A 21,576-nucleotide genomic window follows, 5' to 3' on the forward strand; every position below is an offset into this window, starting at 1 on the left:
CAACAATAAAAAGAAGTCTGATAACAATCTACTTAACCACGCATTTCTAATGTATAAATATTTTAGATATTGGCTAAGATTTACTTAAAGCCAATATCTAAAAAACTTTAAAATTAAAATAATTTCACATATAATTTTTAGAAACTAGGGCGAATTCAAACATGAGGTGCGACAGTTTCAAAAGCCTTATGATAATCAACAAGCTGAGCAAATTTCTCTAATGGTGTAAGCCAATCTAACGCTTTTCTAGGACGAGTATTCAGTGACATGGCAACTTGATTTAAATAATGCTGATCTGCCTGATTTAAATCAATCCCTTTAGGTAAATATTGCCTAATTAAACCATTCATATTTTCGCATGTGCCTTTTTGCCAGGGTGAATGTGGGTCACAGAAATATACATCTATGCCTAAATCTTCTTCGAGTATTTTATGTTCTGACATCTCACGTCCACGGTCATAGGTCAACGTTTTACGCAGTTCTGCAGGTAAATATTTCAGAGCTTCAGTTAAAGCCTTGCGCACGGATTCTGCCTTTGCATCAGGTAATGTTGCCAAGATACAGAGCCGTGTATTTCGTTCAATAAGTGTTGCTATCGAACTTTTATTGTCTTTACCTTTAATTAAATCGGCTTCCCAATGACCCGGTATTTTTCTTTCTTGAACTTCGGCTGGGCGCTCATGAATAGTTTTAATATCCTGTAATATAGAATCTTTTTTAGGTTCACCGTTAGCTTTTCGCTTTTTATTTTCATGACGCAGACAGGATAATAAGTCTTTTTTCAACTCACCCTTTGGTAATGCTCGTATAGTTGAGTAAATCGTTGTATGGCTTACATTCATTGTTTGATCCAAATCAGGAAATGTCTTTAAACGCTTTGCTATTTGCTGAGGAGACCATAAACAACGGATCGCTTCAACAATAAATTTCCAAAGGATTGAATCGATTTTGAGTTTTCTATGACCACGTCTACGTCTAGCGAAGGTGTGATCAGAAGCATATCGGGCTTGATAAACGTCATTGATGCTATTTCTTTTAAGTTCACGATAGATCGTACTAGGATGTCTTTTAATAAGTTCAGCAAATTTTCTGGGTGAAAAGCCTTCTTTTCTTGATTCAAGCATTAATGCAGTACGATCTTCAAAGTTAAGATGATGGTATGACAATTTTATATACTCCATAAACCCTTTAAATTAATTAGGTGGTTTATGTCGCACTTCAAGTTTTACTCTGCCTAGATATAACTTTTAGGGATCAAACTTTTACTTAAAATCTAATATATTATCCTTTTTTCTATAATATTTAAGCTCATCTTTTAATCTTTTATTTTCAATAATTAATGAATTAACTTGCCCTAGTGCTATTTCATAGAGAGCACATAATTCTTTGTATTTATCATTTTTTATAGTAATACTTGCTTTCAGGTCCTTCTGAACGGGAGAATTTGATGCAATTCTTCTAGCAAGCTCAGCCTTTTTTATATTATCTCTTAACTCTTCAAGTTCTGGATTATCATTTCTAATTGAACTAGGGTCTCTACCAGCTTCAATTGCTACAGTTGCCTTATTAATCTTGTATTTCTTATTAATTAATTCAGGATGGGTAGGCTTATTTAAAATTAAACGGTCTAATGCTAATTCATAGTTTTCACGCATTTTAGACATTGTTATCCTCCAATAAATTTCTTTTCGCTAATACTCTATCAATGGCATCAATTTCTATTCTAAACTGCTTATATGTAATTGAATTTTCATCCAATTTATCAATTTGTTTTAAATAATTTTCCTTTGCTGTATTCAACGCAACCAACGAATTATCATCAAAAATTGCTTCGCTACAAGTTACACATGCAGTAGCAAATGCAAAAGACAATTTGTTACAGTTATCACTTTTACCACAGCCTCCTAAGGGAGTTTTTTTATAAAAAATGCGACCTGCTTTAATATGTTTAAGAGTTTGCTGACGATCAGTTAAATACTTAGGTTGGTGAGGGGCAGTTTTCTGTAGTTCAAAATAAGTTCCTTTTGCACCAAATAAGACTGAATCATTTTCAATAACGTTATGCGAGAAGGAGGAAAATTGGAATAACTCTCTTTCTGCTCTATACTCATTAACTATATCCTTTTGAAAGTTTAAGTTTTTTGCATTATGAAAGTTATTTCCATAATACATAGTCATACTAAAACTAATGTGTTTTAACTGTTTTTTTAGTGCAGGTAGCTTAACTATATTACTACGAGAAGCGTAAACTGCTAGGCTTCTTCTAAATTGGTGATAGGCAAAATTCCATGCATGACCGATTTGGATGTTATAATCACTCTCCCAGTCTACTAACATATTGAAATTAAACAACTCTTCAAGATCAGATTTTTCAATTATAATAGGTTCAATTATTTTATAAATATTTTTACCTAAAGTAGGTGTAAACAAAGTAGCATAATCATATAAAGGATTTATACCAACAGGGTGTTTCTGCTGATTAAAAATTGGTAATAAAGGGTATTCTTCAAGAGGGATATTTATTATTTTTTCTTCAATAAATCCTATGCTCAATAAAAACTTATGTAGCTTAGCAATATCTTGTAGAATTTCAATAACTTGAACTACTTGCTTTGAAGTTACCCAAATTGCAGACACTACTCCTAATTTAGTGAGCTTAGAAGTAAAATTATTTAAAATAAAAGTCTTACTATTATCCGCCTTATTCGTTATTTCCTCTAAACAATAATAAGGTAAATTAGTAATCTCATTCTTACGCATACCACTAAAACAAGAAATAAATGCACTTCCCAATGATTGAATGTAAAGAAAATGACTTATTAAATGAGGTCTTTGTGTAATTGAATATTTGTCAAAATAAAGTTTAAGCTCATTTGATATATTAAGATTAATCAAAAGTTGGCTAAAAGAGCATCTAAAACCTTTACTAGGGCGTCTACTAGTGAATTTTTCATGATTAATAAAATCTATAAGTTCAGATCGAACACTATGGTAAAGTTGAAAAAATTCAGTTGATTTATATATAAAATCGGCAAGTATTCTTGAAGGAATCAATATAGTTTGATTAGGTTCTTTAGTGGCCACCTTTTTCATCTTATAAAGTTTGGAGAACTGATTTTTTGAAATCCCAAAATTTTCAAGATTAAAAAATATACCAGTTTTACTGATCAAAGATAAAATAGATATATACTTTTCGATAAGCATTCTATTATCAGTTGCCAATGTGTCAATTAATGCATTGAAATAAAGAACATTATCCCTCATATTAGAAAAATTCAATTTAAAGGATTCACATAAGATTGCTAATCTTCTTAGATCTGAATATTTACCTTCAATAGTATTAAAGGAAAGTCCTGCTGCATTATTTGAATAATAGTATATATAATAATACAAACATAACTTTACATAATATTTTGACTCATCACTCAAATTAGATTTACTAAAATCAATTACAGTCGCTTGAGCATAACTTGTAATATAATCTTTAAAATCCCAACAATCATCAGTAAAGTAATTTAAAGGCTTATCATCTTCAAAAATTACTATTGTATATTGATTGGGTAATGTATTTGAAAGCTTAATTTTTTCTAAATTTATAAATTTAGTCTTCAACATAAAACTGCACCCCTAAATCAATCAATAACTCTAATATGTTTTGCCAGTTTTCATCAAAATACCCATCATCCACTTCAGCTTTAATAGTATGTATAAGACTTTTTACGTGATCATATTTATTAACTATCTGTTTCAATATTTCATCTATACGAAATTTAACTATTAGCATTTCCTCGTTTAGATCAGAATGCATCTCTGTAATTTTTCTTAAAGAAAGTAATTTACGTAAATCAATTTCATCTGTATGTAAAACATAATTTTCGCAAAATAAGCATGTGGATGGATTTGAACAATTTGGCTGCTCTATATTTTCGTTAAAACCATCAGCTCTAATAGGCGATGTATCAGTACAATGTCCAGCCATGGTAGGGCTACTTTCAATATCAGTAATAACAGGAATAGTTTTCCTTGTAGTACGATTCTTAAAAATCATATGGTCATATACATTATCAAAAAATTTAGTAAATTGAGAACGTACTTGTTCCTTGGTAGCATCAGTATAATGTTTAAAATCTACTGTAGAGGTATGACCTAATATTTCTGCACTAATATCAATTGCTTGATTATAATTTTCAACACCTTCCAAATTCTTGTAGATGTTGGCATGACTCCCTCGTCCTACTCTTGGACCTATATAGGACCCTTTACCAAATATTGAGTTATACCAATTTTTGTATAAATTCAGATCTTTATCACTATAAAGACCTATTAGATCCTTAATATTTTTATTAGCATTTAATTTAAATGTAAAAAAAACATAATTCCCTATTTTTTTTCGTTCTTTTTCATCAACTAAATTCAATACATATTCACGAAAGGCTAAAAAGTCTTTTAAAGGCTGAACAATTTTATTAGTTAACCCTACAGCAACAGTTCCTCTACCTGAACGCTCTTTAACATAAAATATTTTTTGATTTGGTACATCAGGATTTAAGTTCTTCAAATCTTGAGTTTGTAGTCCATATATCACAGACAAATTACATCCTGAATCCGTTATTATCCATAATGCCATACTTGACATAGCTATATTAATAACCTTTAACCGCTCTCTACTATTATGTCTATTAGCATTTAAAAGCATTTTCAAATGCTTGTTATAGCTCTTTTTAAGATCAAAGGGTAATTCGTCATTTTTATCTTTATAACGAATTTTCAACTCGTCTACATCATCAATATTTTTAACATTCTGAACTGCTTCAATTCTGTTTAAAAACCTACCTTCCTTATTATAAAAACATTTTTTTACAAGAGCAGAAGTACGTGTAATATATAAAAAAGAAGGCACTTCAGAAATGTTACCATTGATATTAAAATTAATTGGAAAATTACTATTACTTAAAGAAAACTGAGAAAAGATCTTATATATCTTCTGGCAATTATTTACATATACACGGTAATCCTCAATTTCAGATACTTTTTTATCTTTATTTGGAGAATCATATCCTTTAATATTAATATACTTACCCATAAAATCTTCCAAATCTACGTTACAAATTAAAGATATTAATTCAGCACATATTTTTTGCCTAGCAGCTATATTTTTTGTAGATTTAAAATTGGGATTTTTAAACTCATTTTTAATCTTTGCTACAAGAAACTTAGTATAAAAGTCATAAATAATGTGACATTGATTAATATCATCAAAACTTATTTCTATATTCTGTTCGCTACCAATAGAATACAATTCATCAAGTGTCACTTTTAACCGCCCTAAAATTACTCTTGCTGAACCAACGGTTAACTTAGTGCATTTGTAATCTAGAAACTCTTTAATTGCACTTGCAATCTTTTCATTAAATGTACTTTTAACAACTTTTGCATTATGGTTTGTTTTGCATGATTTAGATCTTTTAGCATAACAAAGAGAACCTATATCAACATAACTATTTGTATTGCCTTGTTTTGTAATTAAAACTAATTTTTCCACATCGTAGCCATTTTCTGAAAACTTATAGAAATTTTCTATATGGACGAATTCAATACTTCTTTTTTCAAACATAGTTTCACTGCTATCAATATCAATTAATTAAAACAATAAATAAGCTCGACAAATTCCTGCTTCACACTTTCATAAAGCTTATTTTTCGCACTATAATTCAAATAAAGATATGTTGTTTCTCTGTCTTTATGTCCCATTCTCTCTCTAACTTCTTCGATTATATGAGACTCAGGTACACCATATTTTCGAAGAAGATGTACTAAATTTAAACCGAATGTTGCTCTTAAATCATGAATACTAAATTTTCGTATTAATTGCTTATCATTTTCCATCTTCTGGAAAAGATCTTTCATATTTTTATACACAGCTTTACCATCTTTTTCAGAAAATGGCTTACTAACAGGAAATAGTCTATTTTTTCTATCCTCTAGCTCTTTTTTACTTGTATAAAATGGCTCTCCAAACTTAGTTAAAAATACATAGTTATTTTTATCCTTATAATAACTTTGAGTTGACCGTTCAATCCACTCTTCTGAATTTATGTAGTTATTCAACATCTCTAATAATTCAGTATGAAAAAAAATTATATATTTTTTATCATTTTTATTATCTATAGACTCACCACCAATCTGTATTTTTTTAAAACTTCCATTTACTTTTTCACTAATCATCATCTTCTTAATATCATTTACTCTTAATGTACAAATTGACTGAATTCTAGCTCCTGTAGTCAATGCTATGAGACATATTAATTGAAGTGCTCTATTATTAGATTCTTTCAAATAACTTATAAAAATACTTTGCTCCTGCTCTGTTAAAGGATGTAGTTTTCTACCATCTTTAATAGAATCAGAAGTTTGAATAGCACGTGGTGCCCTTGGAATACTTAAATCAGATGAACGTACAATTTTTTTTTGAGTAAATCCTTTTTCACCCTCAAAATATATTCTTTTTTTCAATAGAGTATATGGTCTATTATCTAGTTCAGTAAAAGTGAAGATTTTATTTTCAATGCAAAACTCATAGAAATCAACTATCCTATTTATTCTTTGACTAATAGTATTTCTACCAATTTTTTTACGCCCATTTAGCTTAAATTCCTTTTCTCTTTCTAATAGATCATGTCTATATCTAAAAGTAACCCTTTGTGCTTTTTTAATAGGTAAATGCAGCATATTAAGATTATTAGCTTCCATAAATCTTAAAAAGTCTAATAAATCGTTTCCAGCAGTTCTTAGTAAGGCCGAGGATCTATTCCTATCAGAACGCAAAAAATCAATATATAAAGAAGCCTTATCCCAGACAGTACCATCACTCTTAAGAACGATTGGATAACTAGAACAATATTCTCCTGTCTCAATATGTTCATTTCTCTCTACATCATATTCAGTAGGTCGATATTCTCTAATCTTCTTACATTCAATTTTATTTTCTTTTTTACATTCATTATCAAACTTATCCATTTCAAGTTATTTCCTCAATTCCATAATTTATCTAGTTTACATTGAAATTCCATATTTGTAAGTATACATTGCCTCAAAATGCATTCGATGCCGAAGGTTTAACTAAGCTGACTGAAACAATTGAAGACCGCCGTCGTAAACGTAATCACATCGAGCAAGACGCTGACCTTGCCATTAAGACCAAAAACTTAGAAGCAGAACAAGCACGTCTACAAATCATTCGTGAAGAGGAATACGCCAAACTACAACAAGAGCGTGAAATTGCAATTCGCCGTGCAGAACAATTGGCTGAAATTGCCTCACAAGAAGCTGAGAAAAAACGTGAAGCAGAAGAAGCACGTATTGCAGCTGAGCGTGAAGTAGAGTTAAAGCGTATTGGTGCAGCACGTGATGTGGAAAGCCAAAATATTCAAAAATCACAAATTATTGAACAAGCGCAGGTTGAACAAAAGAAAACCATCGAGCTGGCTGAACAGTCACGTGCCATTGCAATTGCTGAAAAGTCGCGTGAAGAGTCTGAAGCCAAAGCTTCTGCTGACCGTGCCCGTGCTGAAGCCGTTAAAGCCGAAGAAGAAGTGATTACCGTACGTGAAACCCAGCGTGCTGAGCGTCAAAAAGCAGTTGAGTTGGTTGCTGCGAAGCAAGCTGCAGAAAAAGATGCTATTGCAATTACGGTTGCAGCTGAAGCAGGCAAACAAGCCGCTGCCGATGATGCCGAAGCCGTTCGTATTGCAGCGGAAGCTCAAGCCGAACAAGCTCGCTTAAAAGCCAAAGGTGAAGCAGATGCCAAAATACTGTTGGCTCAAGCAATGGAAAAACAATACCAAGTCGACGCTGATGGTACACGTGCGGTGAATGAGGCCAACAACGTCTTATCTCCTGAGCAAGTCGAAATGCAAATTCGCCTAGCATTGTTAAAATACTTACCTGAAATCATTCGTGAAAGTGTTAAACCGATGGAAAATATTGATGACATCAAAATTTTACAGGTCAATGGTTTAGGCAATGTCGGTTCAGTAGCATCTGGGGTTGATGGTGCGGAATCTTCACAAGTTGCTTTGTCTGATCAAGTGGTAAATAGTGCGCTACGCTATCGTACTCAAGCACCACTAATTGATAGCTTGATGAATGAACTAGGGATTCAAGGCGGCGACATCAATGGTTTAACCCAAAGCTTAAAACCGCAAAGCAAAGCTCAATAGTAGTTAGACTTACAAGCAAAAAACGCGACGATCTGTCGCGTTTTTTATCATCTATTTTAATATTCAACTTTCAATAAAATACACATTTAAGCTGTTAAAATGATAAACCTAAGAATTCACTCAGCACAGTAAGCCTATCATCTATTATAAAAATTTAAGTTAGTTTAGCTTGGTAATCGATTCGTCGACCATCAGAAAATGTAAAGAAGTAATGTAAACATCCTAGACGCTACAATTGAGTGAAAATATTCTAAACAGTAATGGAAAAAACTTTTTTATGAATAAATAGAATTAATCCATTTAGTGCAAACGCACCCAAAAGAAACGGATCAATTGCCCACGATCATAAGGAAAATTTGAAAGGTACTCATATCCAACTTTATTTCTTTTATTAACTTTAATTTCGATACCATACCCGAATGAAATACTGAGTACATCCAAGTCTGAACTGTGAAACTCCCCTGTCCCTAATTTATGGCTCAAACCATCCGAGTTGTAGGCCGAGTAGTTAAATACACGAATATATTCATTCTCATAAAAATCATTATTGATCAATGTATAATCGTTTTCCTCTTCATCATGTTGTGCCGCTAACTGTTGATAATAGTGGAAAATATCATCACTTAAAGAATCAGCCAAGTAGACGTCTTCATTTTCAGCATAAGCACTATTCATCGCAAGCCCAAACAAGAATAAGCAGCGACAAAACAATAAATGAATAGGCTTAAACATCTGTAATATTATGTCTTCAAAAGAATTATTTTAATTATGAATATAGCATAGTCTCCTATAGAAACAGTGAACACCAAATATTTATCAATTCTCAGATTGTTAAGTACATAGTAAATCTTGCTCTAATTTAACCATTTTGTCTTTTGTCCAATATGGATTTTTCAATGTGGCTAAATATAGTTTTCAGCTGAGATTAAAAACTCTAATACCCATATTATTTTTATACAGAGAAATGTATTAGTGCAAACCAATATGCTCTCCACAAAAAAGCCGTATGTGCAATTAAGACATACGGCTTTTTCCTTTAAAATATAAAAGGCTTAAACTAAACCTTTATCCTTTAAAAGTTGGAACATCGTTGAACCGAGTTCTGCTGGGCTACGCGTGTACGCCATCCCCGCCTTTTCAAATGCTGCAAACTTTTCTTCCGCTGTCCCTTTACCACCAGAAATAATTGCTCCCGCATGCCCCATACGCTTGCCTTTCGGTGCTGTTACACCTGCAATATAACCCACCACAGGTTTAGTCACATGCGATTGAATATATTCAGCTGCTTCTTCTTCAGCCGTACCACCAATCTCACCAATCATGATAATCGCTTCAGTTTGCGGATCTTCTTGGAACAGTTTCAAACAATCAATTTGGTTCATACCCGGAATTGGATCACCACCAATACCAATACAGGTGGATTGACCTAAACCAAGCTTAGTCGTTTGCGCAACCGCTTCATACGTCAATGTACCAGAGCGAGAGATAATACCAATTTTACCCGGTTGGTGAATATGACCAGGCATAATCCCGATCTTACATTCCCCCGGAGTAATAATACCCGGACAGTTTGGACCAATCAGACGTGTACCATGGCCATTGGTTTCTAGATAACGCTTAGCTTTGAGCATGTCTAAAGTTGGCACACCTTCTGTGATGACTACAATCAGTCCAACACCTGAGTCCACTGCTTCAATAATTGAATCTAATACAAACGGAGCTGGTACATAAATCACAGTCGCATCTGCGCCTGTACCAGCAACTGCATCTTTCATGGTGTTAAATACAGGTAAATCTAGGTGGGTTGTGCCACCTTTACCAGGAGTTACCCCGCCAACGACTTTAGTTCCATAATCTAGTGCTTGTGCTGAGTGGAATGTGCCGTTTTTACCTGTAAAACCTTGTACCAATACTTTGGTGTCTTTATTAATTAATACGCTCATATTGATACTCCTTACGCTTTTACTGCAGCAACAATTTTTTCTGCGGCATCCGACAAGCCATTTGCAGAAATAAGTTTTAAACCTGATTCATCAAGTAATTTGGCACCCAATTCAGCATTGTTCCCTTCTAAACGAACAACCACAGGTACGGTCACATTTACTTCTTGAACCGCTGCAATAATTGCTTCAGCAATCATGTCACAACGTACAATTCCACCGAAGATATTAATCAACACCCCTTGTACAGAGGTATCTGCCAGAATAATTTTAAACGCTTCAATCACACGGTCTTTGGTTGCACCACCACCGACATCAAGGAAGTTCGCAGGTTGGCCGCCATAGAGTTTAATAATATCCATGGTTGCCATCGCAAGGCCTGCACCATTGACCATACAGCCAATGTTGCCTTTAAGCGCGACGTAGTTGAGGTCAAATTCAGATGCTTTCAACTCCCGTTCATTTTCCTGTGACTTATCGCGCAGCGCAGCAATTTCAGGTAAACGATACAGCGCGTTTGAGTCGATCCCCACTTTGGCATCGACACATAGGATGTCACCATTTTCACGCACAGATAGCGGGTTAATCTCAAATAAAGCAAAGTCATTCTCAATGAACGCCTGATACGCAGCAGACATCACTTTCACAAATTGATTCACTTGACCATCTTTAAGGTTCAACTTAAATGCAACTTCACGCGCTTGAAATGGCAATAAGCCAACCAAAGGATCGACTTCAACTTTAATAATTTTTTCAGGGGTTTCTTCTGCAACCTTTTCAATTTCGACGCCACCTTCGGTCGAAGCCATAAAGGTCACACGACGGCTTGAGCGGTCAACCACTGCACCTAAATACAGTTCACGCTCTACAGGATAAACATCTTCCGCGACAAGTACGCTATTTACAGGTTGGCCATGGCTATCGGTTTGATAGGTAACAAGGTTGGTCCCGATGATGCTTTTTGCATATTCAGCAGCTTCCGTTGCAGACTTTACAACTTTTACGCCACCCGCCTTACCACGACCACCCGCATGAACTTGAGCTTTCATGACAGCAAATTTTCCGCCTATTTGTTCAAAGGCTTTTACTGCTTCTTCTGGAGTGGTGGCTAGTATGCCCTCTTGGACAGGCATACCATATTTTTTTAATAGCACTTTAGCTTGATATTCATGTAAATTCATCGACTAACCTTTTTATTACTGCTTATTTACTTTTTGTTGCACCAAAACTGTTTACTATCACAGTAACCATTTTGGATTTTAAAAACTTCTTGTCTTTATTTTTAGATGATTCTTCATGAGAAGACAACACCTGAAACAAAAAAGAGCGACCGTAGTCGCTCTTTTCGTTGTCTTATTTGCGTTTACGCTGAATTGCGTGAATCGCTCGACCATCCACTGCAAGTGCAGCTTCATGAACCACTTCTGAGAATGTTGGGTGACCAAAAGTCATCAACTGTAGATCTTCAACCGAAGATACAAACTCAAGCGCAATCATACCTTGGTGTACGATATCAGACGCAGCAGGCCCAATCACATGCATACCCAGTAAACGATCTGTTTTTGCATCAGCAACAAACTTCACGAAACCAGCATTTTCACCCGCAGCCATTGCACGGCCGTTTGCAGCAAAACCGAATTGACCCGTTTTCACTTCGTGGCCTTTCTCGATCGCTTGCTGTTCTGTTAAACCGACCCACGCCGCTTCTGGGTGTGTGTAAATCACAGAAATGATCGTATCATAGTTCACTTGAGCTGCATGACCGTGAATACGTTCAACAGCCATTACGCCTTCTTCCATTGCTTTATGTGCAAGCATTGGACCACGTACTAAGTCACCAATTGCATATACACCGTCAACAGACGTCGCACACCAATCATTCACTTCAACTAAACCACGTTCAGTTAATTTGATACCACAATCATCAGCCAATAGACCTTCAGCGTATGCACGACGACCTACACAAACGATCAACTTATCAAACGCTTGAGTTTTTTCTTCGCCACCTTGAGTATATTTAACAGTGACTTCAGAACCATTAACTTCTGTGCCAGCAACTTTAGCGCCAACACGGATATCTAGACCTTGCTTAGTTAAAAGTTTTTGGTAGTCTTTCGCCAATGCTTTATCAGCCATTGGTAAAAATGCGTCCATTGCTTCAAATACAACAACTTCAGCACCTAGACGACGCCATACTGAACCAAGCTCTAGACCGATTACGCCCGCACCAATGACACCTAAACGCTTAGGTACTTCTTGGAATTCTAGTGCGCCAGTTGAGTCAACAATGATGTTCTGATCAACTGGTGCTGATGGAATGTTAATTGGCACAGAACCCGTTGCAAGAATCACATATTTAGGCTCTAAAACTTGAGTTTCACCTTCGTGAGATACAAATTCTACTTTTTTACCTGCAAGTAATTTACCTGTACCTTTTAACCACTCGATACCGTTACCTTTTAGAAGGCCATCAATACCCATGGTAAGTTGGTCAACAATTTTGTCTTTACGCGCAAGGAGTTTAGGCAAATCAAAGTTCACTTCACCTGTTGTAATACCGTGATCAGCTAAGTGATGCACTGTATCTTCATAGCGGTGAGAAGAATCCAGCAATGCTTTAGACGGAATACAACCCACGTTTAAGCACGTCCCACCTAAAGATGGTTTGCCTTTGTGTATACGTTTTTCAATACAAGCAACTTTAAAACCAAGTTGCGCTGCACGAATTGCTGCTTCGTAACCACCTGGGCCACCGCCAATTACAACAAGATCAAATTGTTGAGACATTTTTATCTCCAAAAATGGGCTTAGAGGATCGCTCTAAGCCCATGTTTTATTCTTTAGAATTAAAGGTCAAGGATCAATTTAGCTGGTTCTTCTAACAATTCTTTGATTGTTACAAGGAAACCAACTGCTTCTTTACCATCGATTAGACGGTGGTCATAAGAAAGCGCTAAATACATCATCGGTAAGATTTCTACTTGACCGTTTACAGCCATTGGACGTTCTTGGATTTTATGCATACCCAAAATCGCAGTTTGTGGTGTATTCAAGATCGGAGTCGATAACAATGAACCGAAAGTACCACCGTTGGTGATTGTGAACGTACCGCCAGTCATGTCTTCGATGCCTAATTTGCCATCACGTGCTTTGTAAGCAAAGTCACGGATACCATTTTCAACTTCAGCATAGTTCATGCGGTCTGTATCACGAAGCACAGGTACAACTAGACCACGCTCAGAAGATACTGCTACACCGATGTCATAGTAACCGTGGTAAACAATGTCATCACCGTCAATTGAAGCATTAACTGCTGGGTAGCGTTTAAGCGCCTCAGTTGCCGCTTTAACAAAGAATGACATAAAACCAAGACGCGCACCATGACGCTTCTCAAATGCGTCTTTGTATTGTGCACGCATTTCCATAATTGGCTTCATGTTCACTTCGTTAAACGTCGTCAACATTGCAGTTTCTTGAGTTGCAGCAAGCAGACGCTCAGCAACACGCTTACGAAGACGTGTCATTGGAACACGCTTCTCAACACGCTCACCCACGGCAACACTTAATGGTGCTGCAGCTGGAGCTGCTGGTTTAGTTTGGTGATTTGTCACATCTTCTTTCGTGATACGACCACCACGGCCTGTACCTGCAACATCAGCAGCTGGAATGCCAGACTCAGTCAATGCTTTACGCACAGCAGGCGCTTGATCAGCAACTTGAGCACGTTCAACGACTGGTGCAGCACCCGCTTCAGTTTGAGTAACTGCTTGTTCTACTTTCGCTTCAGACTGAACTGCTTCAGTTTGCGCAGCGCCAGATACAGCACCTTCTTCAAACTGTGCAATCACTTCATTTGAAAGAACAGTGTCACCTTCACCTTTAATGATCGATGCAATTGTACCGTCAGCAGGAGCAACAACTTCTAAAACAACTTTATCTGTTTCAATATCACAGATCACTTCATCACGTGATACTGCTTCACCTGGTTGTTTGTGCCAAGTTGCGATTGTTCCATCCGCAACTGACTCAGGGAATACCGGTGCTTTAATTTCGGTTGCCATTACTAAGAATCTCCTGTTATTCAGCTACGATCGCTAAAGCGTCATTTACGAGCTGAGCTTGTTGTTTTGCATGCAAATATGGTGAACCACAAGCCGGTGCAGCAGAAGCTTCACGACCTGCATAACTGATACGTACTGGTTTAGCTGACTTCATTACATCATCATATAGACGAGGAGCAATAAATAACCAAGCTCCTTGGTTCTTCGGCTCTTCTTGCGTCCAAACGATGTCTTTCACATTTGGATATTGAGCAAGAACTTCAGCAATACGCTGTTCAGGGTATGGATACAATTGTTCAATACGAACGATTGCAGTGTTATTCAACTCTTGCTCACGACGTTTCTCAAGCAAGTCGTAGTAAACCTTACCACCACAAAGCACTAAACGTGTCACGTCTGCTTTGTTGATGTTATCGATTTCATCAATCACAGTTTGGAATGTACCATTTGCAAGTTCACTTAAAGTAGACGTTGCAAGTTTGTGACGAAGTAAAGACTTCGGTGACATGATGATCATTGGCTTACGAATTGGGCGAATCGCTTGACGACGTAAAGCATGGAAAATCTGTGCAGGCGTAGTTGGCGTCATTACTTGCATGTTGTCTTCAGCACATAGCTGTAAGAAACGCTCTAAACGTGCAGATGAGTGCTCTGGACCTTGACCTTCAAAACCGTGAGGAAGAAGTAAGGTTAAACCACACACACGCTCCCACTTGGTTTCACCTGATGCGATGAACTGATCGATCACCACCTGCGCACAGTTGGCGAAGTCACCAAATTGTGCTTCCCAAATCACCAAGCTCTTAGGCAGAGTCGTTGCATAACCATACTCAAAACCTAACACCGCCATTTCAGACAATAATGAGTCATAAATAGCAGTACGTGGTTGATTTTCTTTGATATGGCAAAGCGGAATATAGGTTGAACCATCCACTTGGTTATGCAGTTTTGCATGACGGTGTGAGAAGGTACCACGACCAACGTCTTCACCGGTCAAACGAACCAAATAGCCATCATCTAAAATAGATGCATAAGCCAAAGTTTCCGCAGCACCCCAGTTCAATGGCATTTCGCCAGTTTGCATTTTTAAGCGATCGTCAATCACTTTTGCAACTTGACGCTGCATAACGAAGCCTTCAGGAAGCTCGCGCATTTTGCGACCAAGTTCTTTTAGGCGATCTTCAGAACATGTGGTATCCCATACATCTGTATAGTCATGCCCTAAGTACGGCGCCCAATCTACAAACATTTTTGTATTTGGTTCAAGTACCAGTGCATTGGCAACGTGCTTACCTGCTTCTAGATCCGAACGGTAGTCTTCAACCATTTGATCCGCTTTAGCACGGTCTAAAACGCTTTCTTGAACCAATTGGTCTGCATACAGCGCACGCGTTGTAGTTTTTTTGTTGATGACTTGATACATCATTGGCTGAGTTGCAGCTGGCTCGTCCGCTTCGTTGTGACCACGACGACGGTAACAGAACATGTCAATGACAACGTCTTTACGGAAAGTATGACGGAAGTCATGTGCCAATTGCGCAACAAACAATACTGATTCAGGATCATCACCGTTCACATGGAAAATCGGCGCTTGGATCATTTTCGCGATGTCCGTACAGTATTCTGTAGAACGCGCATCACGTGGATCAGAGGTTGTGAAACCGACTTGGTTATTCACCACAATGTGAACCGTACCACCCACAGTATAGCCACGTGTTTGTGACATTTGGAAGGTTTCTTGGTTAACACCTTGACCAGCAAATGCAGCATCACCGTGAACAATTACTGGCAATACGTCATCACCACCAATGTCTTTACGACGTACTTGACGTGCACGTACTGAACCTTCAACCACAGGGCCGACGATTTCTAAGTGTGATGGGTTAAACGCCAATGCCAAGTGAACTTCGCCACCTTGAGTCATTACGTTTGAAGAGAAACCTTGGTGGTACTTAACGTCACCAGAACCTTTTTTATGTAAGCTCTTACCTTCGAACTCACCAAATAGGTCTGCTGGGTTTTTACCCATGATGTTTACAAGAAGGTTCAAACGACCACGATGAGGCATACCAATGACAACTTCTTTACAACCTACAGAACCTGCACGCTGAATTAAAGCATCAACCATTGGAATGAAAGATTCACCACCTTCCACGCCGAAACGTTTTGCACCAACGTATTTATTACCTAGGAATTTTTCCAGGCCTTCAGCCGCAGTTAAACGCTCTAATACGTGTTTTTTCTGTTCTGCAGTGAAGTTGAATTGACCGCGCGCACCTTCAAGGCGTTGTTGAATCCAACGTTTTTCTTTGGTATCAACAATGTGCATGTATTCTGCACCAATTGAAGCGCAATACGTTGCTTCCATGGCTTGAACCATTTCACCTAGAGTTGCTTCGTCTTTACCAATCAAAAGATTACCTGTATTGAACACAGTGTCTAAATCAGATTGGGTTAAACCATGTGCAGCAAGGTCAAGATCTGGCACGATTTCACGTTTTGCCAAACCTAAAGGATCAAGCTTCGCTTTTTGGTGACCGCGGTTACGGTACGCTGCAATCAGTTGTAGTACGCCAATTTGACGACGCTCATGTTCTGTACTAACAGAACTCTGTACCACTGCTTGAACACGACTTGAATTACGACCTAGTAATAAGAATTGCTCACGTACATTGCTGTGTGGTTGATCACCTTTCGGGTATTTATCGAAGTATGCACGCCAGTCAGCTTCTACTGAGTCTGGTGCAGCCAAGTACTGCTCATAAAGTTCTTCAATATACGCTGCACTATCAGCGGAAAGTTCAGTGTCAAGACGCAATGCGTCAGCAACTTCTTGCATTTGTGGACCCATTTCCTATTGCAAAAACATTTCAGGATGCTTTTTAAGCGAACCCATGATTAGTAATGTCAAATTGGTAACATGACATTAGTCCCCATAAGGCGGATGCCATGAGGCGTTATCACTACATTAGAATTACCCAATGTGACAATGAATCATAACGCCCTCAGCGGCATCATCACTCATTCATACCCGGCCAAAACCGAGCAATTTTTTGCAAATCGACTTAGAAAAAATAAGGCATTGCATTATTTTTTCTAAAGCGACTAACCCTTCATTTATACTCGCTCTAATGCGGCTTAAATGTTGAATTAATGTACATATTTAGCGCGCATTTTTTAAATATAAACGTGCAAAAATTTTAACATACTCCCCATATTTCAATTGATTTTTTTGACACATACCTTTCATAAATTGGCGAAATACACATATCAAAATTTCATCTAATATATGGTGCTTTAAATAAAACCGAGTTTCAACGTAGACCAAAGTCTACTCCAAAAAACACATACGAAAAGAGAGCATCATCTTTCAATATGCCCTCCCCATCAACAACATCCATATTAACATCTTCATAACTTTTTTTGCAGACTCATACTTGCACTTATTTATGACATTTGTTTTAAATCGCCGCGCTTTTCACCAATCTGGTGCAATTTCCACAAAAACCACCTATCACAAACAAAAATAGTGCCAACCTCACGCTTTCACTCAACTTTATTTTTTACAGCAAAAATCTAGCTATAAAATAAAAAAGCACACCCCCAAGGTGTGCTTTTTCTAACTGATAAATCAGCCTAGAGATTAACCCGCAGCATCTAAAAGCATATTACGGATGTGACCGATTGCTTTAGTTGGGTTCAAACCTTTAGGACACACTGATACACAGTTCATGATGCCTTTACAACGGAATAGCGAGAATGGGTCGTCTAGACGAGCCAAACGCTCTTGAGTTGCTGTATCACGAGAGTCAATGATAAAACGGTATGCATTCAACAATGCTGAAGGACCCAAGAACTTGTCTGGGTTCCACCAGAATGATGGGCATGAAGTTGAACAACATGCACAAAGAATACATTCATATAAACCATCTAAGTGTTCACGCTCTTCAGGAGACTGTAAACGCTCTTTTGGTGGCGCAGGTTGGTTGTTGATCAAGAATGGATGAATTTTGTTGTACTGATCGTAGAACTGGTTCATATCCACAACTAAATCTTTAACCACTGGCAAACCAGGTAAAGGACGAACTGTAATCACTTCTGGTAAGTCGTTTAGGTTCCAAAGACACGCTAAACCATTTTTACCATTGATGTTCACACCATCCGAACCACAAATACCTTCACGGCATGAACGGCGGAATGTTAATGATTCATCCTGTACTTTCAATGCAAGAAGCGCATCAAGCAACATACGGTGCTTATCAGTCAATTCTAACTTGAAAGTTTGCATATACGGCGCTGCATCCTTATCAGGATCGTAGCGGTAGATATTAAATGTACGAGTACCTCTACTCATCTTACTTCTCCCAATTAGAATGTACGTGGTTTAGGTGGAATTGCAGCAACTGACAATGGCTTGTAACGCACTGGCTTGTACTCAAGACGGTTATCGCTAGAGAACCATAATGTGTGCTTCATCCACTCATCATCACGACGACCATATGGGTAAGCTGGGTGATCTGGCGACTCTTCAAAGTCTACAACCGTATGCGCACCACGGCACTCTTTACGAGCTGCTGCTGAAATCAATGTCGCTTTAGCTACTTCATACAAGTTTTCAACTTCTAAAGCTTCTACACGCGCGGTGTTAAATACTTTAGATTTGTCTTTCAAGTGAATGTTACGTACACGTGGTTCAATCGCAAGAATCTGCTTCACACCTTCTTCAAGAAGTGCAGTTGTACGGAATACACCAGCATGGTCTTGAACGATGTCACGAATTGCATCTGCAACTTCTTGAGCATTTTCACCTGTAGATGAGTCATCTAACTTACGGATACGTGCAACAGTTTGCTCAAGTACAGTCGTAGGAAGTGGTTGGTATTCATCACCGTGATGTTTAGTCACGTAGTCGATGATGTGCTCACCCGCAGCTTTACCAAATACAACCAAGTCAAGTAATGAGTTCGTACCTAAACGGTTTGCACCATGTACAGACACGCAAGAACATTCACCAATTGCATAGAAGCCTTTAACAGGTTTCGTAAAGTTACGATCGCCCGCATTAGTCGAATAGATATCGCTATCTTTGTCATAATGTGCTGCAAATGCTTCAGTTTCAGAACCTTCAGGCACAACCACTTGACCGTGGATATTCGTTGGAATACCACCCATTTGGTAGTGAATTGTTGGTACAACTGGAATTGGCTCTTTCGTGATGTCAACGTTCGCGAATTTCTTACCAATCTCGAATACAGATGGAAGACGCTTCATGATCGTTTCAGCACCTAAGTGCGTCATATCAAGCAAGATGTAGTCTTTCTTCGGACCACAACCACGACCTTCTTTAATTTCTTGGTCCATAGAACGTGATACGAAGTCACGTGGCGCCAAGTCTTTTAAAGTTGGTGCATAGCGTTCCATGAACGGCTCACCTGCATCGTTACGAAGGATTGCACCTTCACCACGACAACCTTCGGTTAACAATACACCTGCGCCAGCAACACCCGTTGGGTGGAACTGCCAGAATTCCATATCTTGCAATGGAATACCTGCACGCGCAGCCATACCAAGGCCGTCACCAGTGTTGATATAAGCATTGGTTGATGCACGGTAAACACGACCCGCACCGCCTGTAGCAAACAATGTCGCTTTGGCTTGGAATACTGCAATTTTACCCGTTTCTTGGTCAATTGCTGTTACACCAAGAACATCACCTGCTTCGTTACGAATCAGGTCAAGCGCGATCCACTCAACAAAGAATTGCGTACCCATTTTCACGTTGCTTTGATAAAGCGTGTGAAGAAGTGCATGACCTGTACGGTCAGCAGCAGCACATGCACGTGGAACTGCTTTTTCACCGTAGTTTGCAGAGTGACCACCGAATGGACGTTGGTAAATCGTACCGTCTGCGTTACGGTCAAATGGCATACCTAAGTGCTCTAACTCATAAACCACTTGTGGCGCTTCACGCGTCATAAATTCGATCGCGTCTTGGTCGCCTAACCAGTCAGAACCTTTAACAGTGTCGTAGAAGTGGTAGTGCCAGTTATCTTCTTGCATATTACCAAGAGATGCACCAATACCACCCTGCGCTGCAACTGTGTGCGAACGAGTTGGGAATACTTTAGTTAAAACAGCAACTTTCAAACCAGCTTGAGCAAGTTGGTAAGACGCGCGCATACCTGAACCACCACCACCAACGATGACAGCATCGAAAGTTTCGTGTGGAATATTTGTGTAATCTTCTTTAGGGGTTATAGCGCCCATGATCTATTCCTATCAATTCGCCCAAAAAATCTGGATTGCCCAGATCGCATATGCAAATACAGCAATAATTACTGCTGAAGTCAGTACAAGGCGTAAACCTGAAGCTGAAGGACCCATTTGACGAGTAGTCACATAGTCAGTGAATACCTGCCACATACCAATCCAAGCATGTGCAACAAGAGATAAGACGGCCAATAAAGATAAAATCTTTATTGGCGCTGTCATCATAAAGCCGTACCACTGTTCATAGCTAAAACCGCCATTGCATAGGATCCAACCTAAAACAACAACTGTATAAACTGCTAATACGACAGCACTTACACGTTGGATAAACCAATCGCGAGAACCTGAACCCGTTAAACCAGTAGCACTTTTCATTAGATAACAATCCATACAAATGCCGCAACGATACCGATTGCAGACAAGATCAATGAAATAGTAGCTGCGATACGACCACTTTGCAGTTCTTCAGCAATACCGATATCTGCAAGTAAGTGCTTAACACCCGCAATAAAGTGGAAAATTAAGCCGGCTACAAATACCCATACGACAAAACGCACAATGAAGCTATTAAAAATAGCCTGAACTTGAGCAAATCCTTCAGGCGAAGACAATGACTTGTCTAAGATCCATAGAAGTACCGGTACGAGTAAAAATACGATGACACCTGATAGACGGTGTAAGATTGATGCAATAGCCACAGGGGATTTTAAGTTTACTTCTAAAACTTGACCCATGGACAAATTGACAGGTCTGTTGCTTTTCACAGCGGGCATCCTGTAAGTAAAAACTCCATCCGGAGTTTGTTGGAATTAATTCGAAGGAAAGCTGGCATTGTTCAGCAGCTACTTTAAAACTCTAAATTAAATAGCGTTTGAACTTAAAACGACACTGAATTATAAGACGTGAACTATCAAAATACAAACAATGCCCTTGGCCTTTTTGCATAAAAATTCTTTAAATAAGAATCATTAACACATAGATAAATACCTTGCGCTACAATACTTTAGCTTTAAATCTCAGCTATATAGTTGGTTTTTATAAAATAAACACCAAATTCAAGCGCTAAAATTTATACAAAAACGGGCA

15 protein-coding genes and 1 pseudogene are annotated in these 21,576 nt (G+C 38.0%); 1 reads left to right on the forward strand and 15 read right to left on the reverse strand.

Features of this window, described 5'->3' with window-relative positions:
• Positions 1–155: 155 nt before the first annotated feature.
• The 5 genes from AC4CVD_RS12525 to AC4CVD_RS12545 all read right to left on the reverse strand — a co-directional run bounded on the left by AC4CVD_RS12525 (position 156) and on the right by AC4CVD_RS12545 (position 7,017).
• Positions 156–1,181 carry an IS30-like element ISAba125 family transposase gene (locus AC4CVD_RS12525; protein ID WP_201702131.1) on the reverse strand — a complete coding sequence of 342 codons (1,026 nt, stop codon included), beginning with the start codon at positions 1,179–1,181 and terminating at the stop codon, positions 156–158.
• An 81-nt stretch (positions 1,182–1,262) separates the two neighbouring features.
• Positions 1,263–1,664, reverse strand: coding sequence for a hypothetical protein (locus AC4CVD_RS12530; RefSeq protein WP_490753225.1), 402 nt, complete (start codon positions 1,662–1,664; stop codon positions 1,263–1,265).
• Positions 1,657–3,615 carry a hypothetical protein gene (locus tag AC4CVD_RS12535; RefSeq protein WP_490753226.1) on the reverse strand — a complete coding sequence of 653 codons (1,959 nt, stop codon included), beginning with the start codon at positions 3,613–3,615 and terminating at the stop codon, positions 1,657–1,659. Before AC4CVD_RS12535 ends, AC4CVD_RS12530 begins: the two co-directional genes overlap by 8 nt.
• On the reverse strand, positions 3,602–5,614 hold the full coding sequence (locus AC4CVD_RS12540) for a hypothetical protein (protein WP_490753227.1): 2,013 nt from the start codon (positions 5,612–5,614) through the stop codon (positions 3,602–3,604). Before AC4CVD_RS12540 ends, AC4CVD_RS12535 begins: the two co-directional genes overlap by 14 nt.
• A gap of 23 nt (positions 5,615–5,637) precedes the next feature.
• The gene (locus AC4CVD_RS12545; RefSeq protein ID WP_490753228.1) at positions 5,638–7,017 is read right to left on the reverse strand and encodes a tyrosine-type recombinase/integrase; all 1,380 of its coding nucleotides are present in this window, start codon (positions 7,015–7,017) and stop codon (positions 5,638–5,640) included.
• 59 nt (positions 7,018–7,076) lie between these two features.
• On the opposite strand from AC4CVD_RS12545, the pseudogene AC4CVD_RS12550 reads away from it, so the two are divergent.
• Positions 7,077–8,219, forward strand: a pseudogene (locus AC4CVD_RS12550) (flotillin family protein); the annotation flags it as partial.
• A 300-nt stretch (positions 8,220–8,519) separates the two neighbouring features.
• On the opposite strand, the gene AC4CVD_RS12555 reads toward AC4CVD_RS12550, so the two are convergent.
• The 10 genes from AC4CVD_RS12555 to sdhC all read right to left on the reverse strand — a co-directional run bounded on the left by AC4CVD_RS12555 (position 8,520) and on the right by sdhC (position 21,263).
• Positions 8,520–8,894 carry a hypothetical protein gene (locus tag AC4CVD_RS12555; RefSeq protein WP_279736877.1) on the reverse strand — a complete coding sequence of 125 codons (375 nt, stop codon included), beginning with the start codon at positions 8,892–8,894 and terminating at the stop codon, positions 8,520–8,522.
• 377 nt (positions 8,895–9,271) lie between these two features.
• The gene (gene sucD, locus AC4CVD_RS12560; protein WP_078425316.1) at positions 9,272–10,162 is read right to left on the reverse strand and encodes a succinate--CoA ligase subunit alpha; all 891 of its coding nucleotides are present in this window, start codon (positions 10,160–10,162) and stop codon (positions 9,272–9,274) included.
• Positions 10,163–10,173: 11 nt separating this feature from the next.
• A complete protein-coding gene (gene sucC, locus AC4CVD_RS12565; RefSeq protein ID WP_490753229.1) occupies positions 10,174–11,340 on the reverse strand; it encodes an ADP-forming succinate--CoA ligase subunit beta in 1,167 nt (388 codons plus the stop codon).
• A 172-nt stretch (positions 11,341–11,512) separates the two neighbouring features.
• The gene (gene lpdA, locus AC4CVD_RS12570) at positions 11,513–12,946 is read right to left on the reverse strand and encodes a dihydrolipoyl dehydrogenase (RefSeq protein ID WP_078425314.1); all 1,434 of its coding nucleotides are present in this window, start codon (positions 12,944–12,946) and stop codon (positions 11,513–11,515) included.
• A gap of 59 nt (positions 12,947–13,005) precedes the next feature.
• The gene (gene odhB, locus AC4CVD_RS12575; protein WP_004982740.1) at positions 13,006–14,220 is read right to left on the reverse strand and encodes a 2-oxoglutarate dehydrogenase complex dihydrolipoyllysine-residue succinyltransferase; all 1,215 of its coding nucleotides are present in this window, start codon (positions 14,218–14,220) and stop codon (positions 13,006–13,008) included.
• A 16-nt stretch (positions 14,221–14,236) separates the two neighbouring features.
• Positions 14,237–17,059: a 2-oxoglutarate dehydrogenase E1 component gene (locus tag AC4CVD_RS12580; protein WP_490753230.1), complete on the reverse strand. Its 2,823-nt coding sequence runs from the start codon at positions 17,057–17,059 to the stop codon at positions 14,237–14,239.
• A gap of 804 nt (positions 17,060–17,863) precedes the next feature.
• Positions 17,864–18,574 (reverse strand): succinate dehydrogenase iron-sulfur subunit, encoded by a 711-nt coding sequence (locus AC4CVD_RS12585; protein ID WP_004982744.1) that lies wholly within the window; start codon positions 18,572–18,574, stop codon positions 17,864–17,866.
• Positions 18,575–18,588: 14 nt separating this feature from the next.
• Positions 18,589–20,487 carry an FAD-binding protein gene (locus AC4CVD_RS12590; protein ID WP_004695556.1) on the reverse strand — a complete coding sequence of 633 codons (1,899 nt, stop codon included), beginning with the start codon at positions 20,485–20,487 and terminating at the stop codon, positions 18,589–18,591.
• Between the two features lie 12 nt (positions 20,488–20,499).
• Complete coding sequence (gene sdhD / locus AC4CVD_RS12595; protein WP_262470122.1) at positions 20,500–20,865, reverse strand: succinate dehydrogenase, hydrophobic membrane anchor protein; 366 nt, start codon at positions 20,863–20,865, stop codon at positions 20,500–20,502.
• Positions 20,865–21,263: a succinate dehydrogenase, cytochrome b556 subunit gene (gene sdhC / locus AC4CVD_RS12600; protein WP_005400408.1), complete on the reverse strand. Its 399-nt coding sequence runs from the start codon at positions 21,261–21,263 to the stop codon at positions 20,865–20,867. The genes sdhD and sdhC overlap by 1 nt, the downstream gene beginning before the upstream one ends.
• Positions 21,264–21,576 lie beyond the last annotated feature (313 nt).

The organism is Acinetobacter sp. LipI_23 (genome assembly GCF_058243045.1).

Coding starts and splice junctions, on each gene's coding strand:
- AC4CVD_RS12530 (WP_490753225.1), bottom strand. CDS start 1,664: ATGTCTAAAATGCGTGAAAACTATGAATTAGCATTAGACCGTTTAATT.
- sucC (WP_490753229.1), bottom strand. CDS start 11,340: ATGAATTTACATGAATATCAAGCTAAAGTGCTATTAAAAAAATATGGT.
- AC4CVD_RS12525 (WP_201702131.1), bottom strand. CDS start 1,181: ATGGAGTATATAAAATTGTCATACCATCATCTTAACTTTGAAGATCGT.
- sdhC (WP_005400408.1), bottom strand. CDS start 21,263: ATGCCCGCTGTGAAAAGCAACAGACCTGTCAATTTGTCCATGGGTCAA.
- AC4CVD_RS12590 (WP_004695556.1), bottom strand. CDS start 20,487: ATGGGCGCTATAACCCCTAAAGAAGATTACACAAATATTCCACACGAA.
- AC4CVD_RS12585 (WP_004982744.1), bottom strand. CDS start 18,574: ATGAGTAGAGGTACTCGTACATTTAATATCTACCGCTACGATCCTGAT.
- sucD (WP_078425316.1), bottom strand. CDS start 10,162: ATGAGCGTATTAATTAATAAAGACACCAAAGTATTGGTACAAGGTTTT.
- odhB (WP_004982740.1), bottom strand. CDS start 14,220: ATGGCAACCGAAATTAAAGCACCGGTATTCCCTGAGTCAGTTGCGGAT.
- sdhD (WP_262470122.1), bottom strand. CDS start 20,865: ATGAAAAGTGCTACTGGTTTAACGGGTTCAGGTTCTCGCGATTGGTTT.
- AC4CVD_RS12535 (WP_490753226.1), bottom strand. CDS start 3,615: ATGTTGAAGACTAAATTTATAAATTTAGAAAAAATTAAGCTTTCAAAT.
- AC4CVD_RS12545 (WP_490753228.1), bottom strand. CDS start 7,017: ATGGATAAGTTTGATAATGAATGTAAAAAAGAAAATAAAATTGAATGT.
- lpdA (WP_078425314.1), bottom strand. CDS start 12,946: ATGTCTCAACAATTTGATCTTGTTGTAATTGGCGGTGGCCCAGGTGGT.
- AC4CVD_RS12540 (WP_490753227.1), bottom strand. CDS start 5,614: ATGTTTGAAAAAAGAAGTATTGAATTCGTCCATATAGAAAATTTCTAT.
- AC4CVD_RS12580 (WP_490753230.1), bottom strand. CDS start 17,059: ATGCAAGAAGTTGCTGACGCATTGCGTCTTGACACTGAACTTTCCGCT.
- AC4CVD_RS12555 (WP_279736877.1), bottom strand. CDS start 8,894: ATGAATAGTGCTTATGCTGAAAATGAAGACGTCTACTTGGCTGATTCT.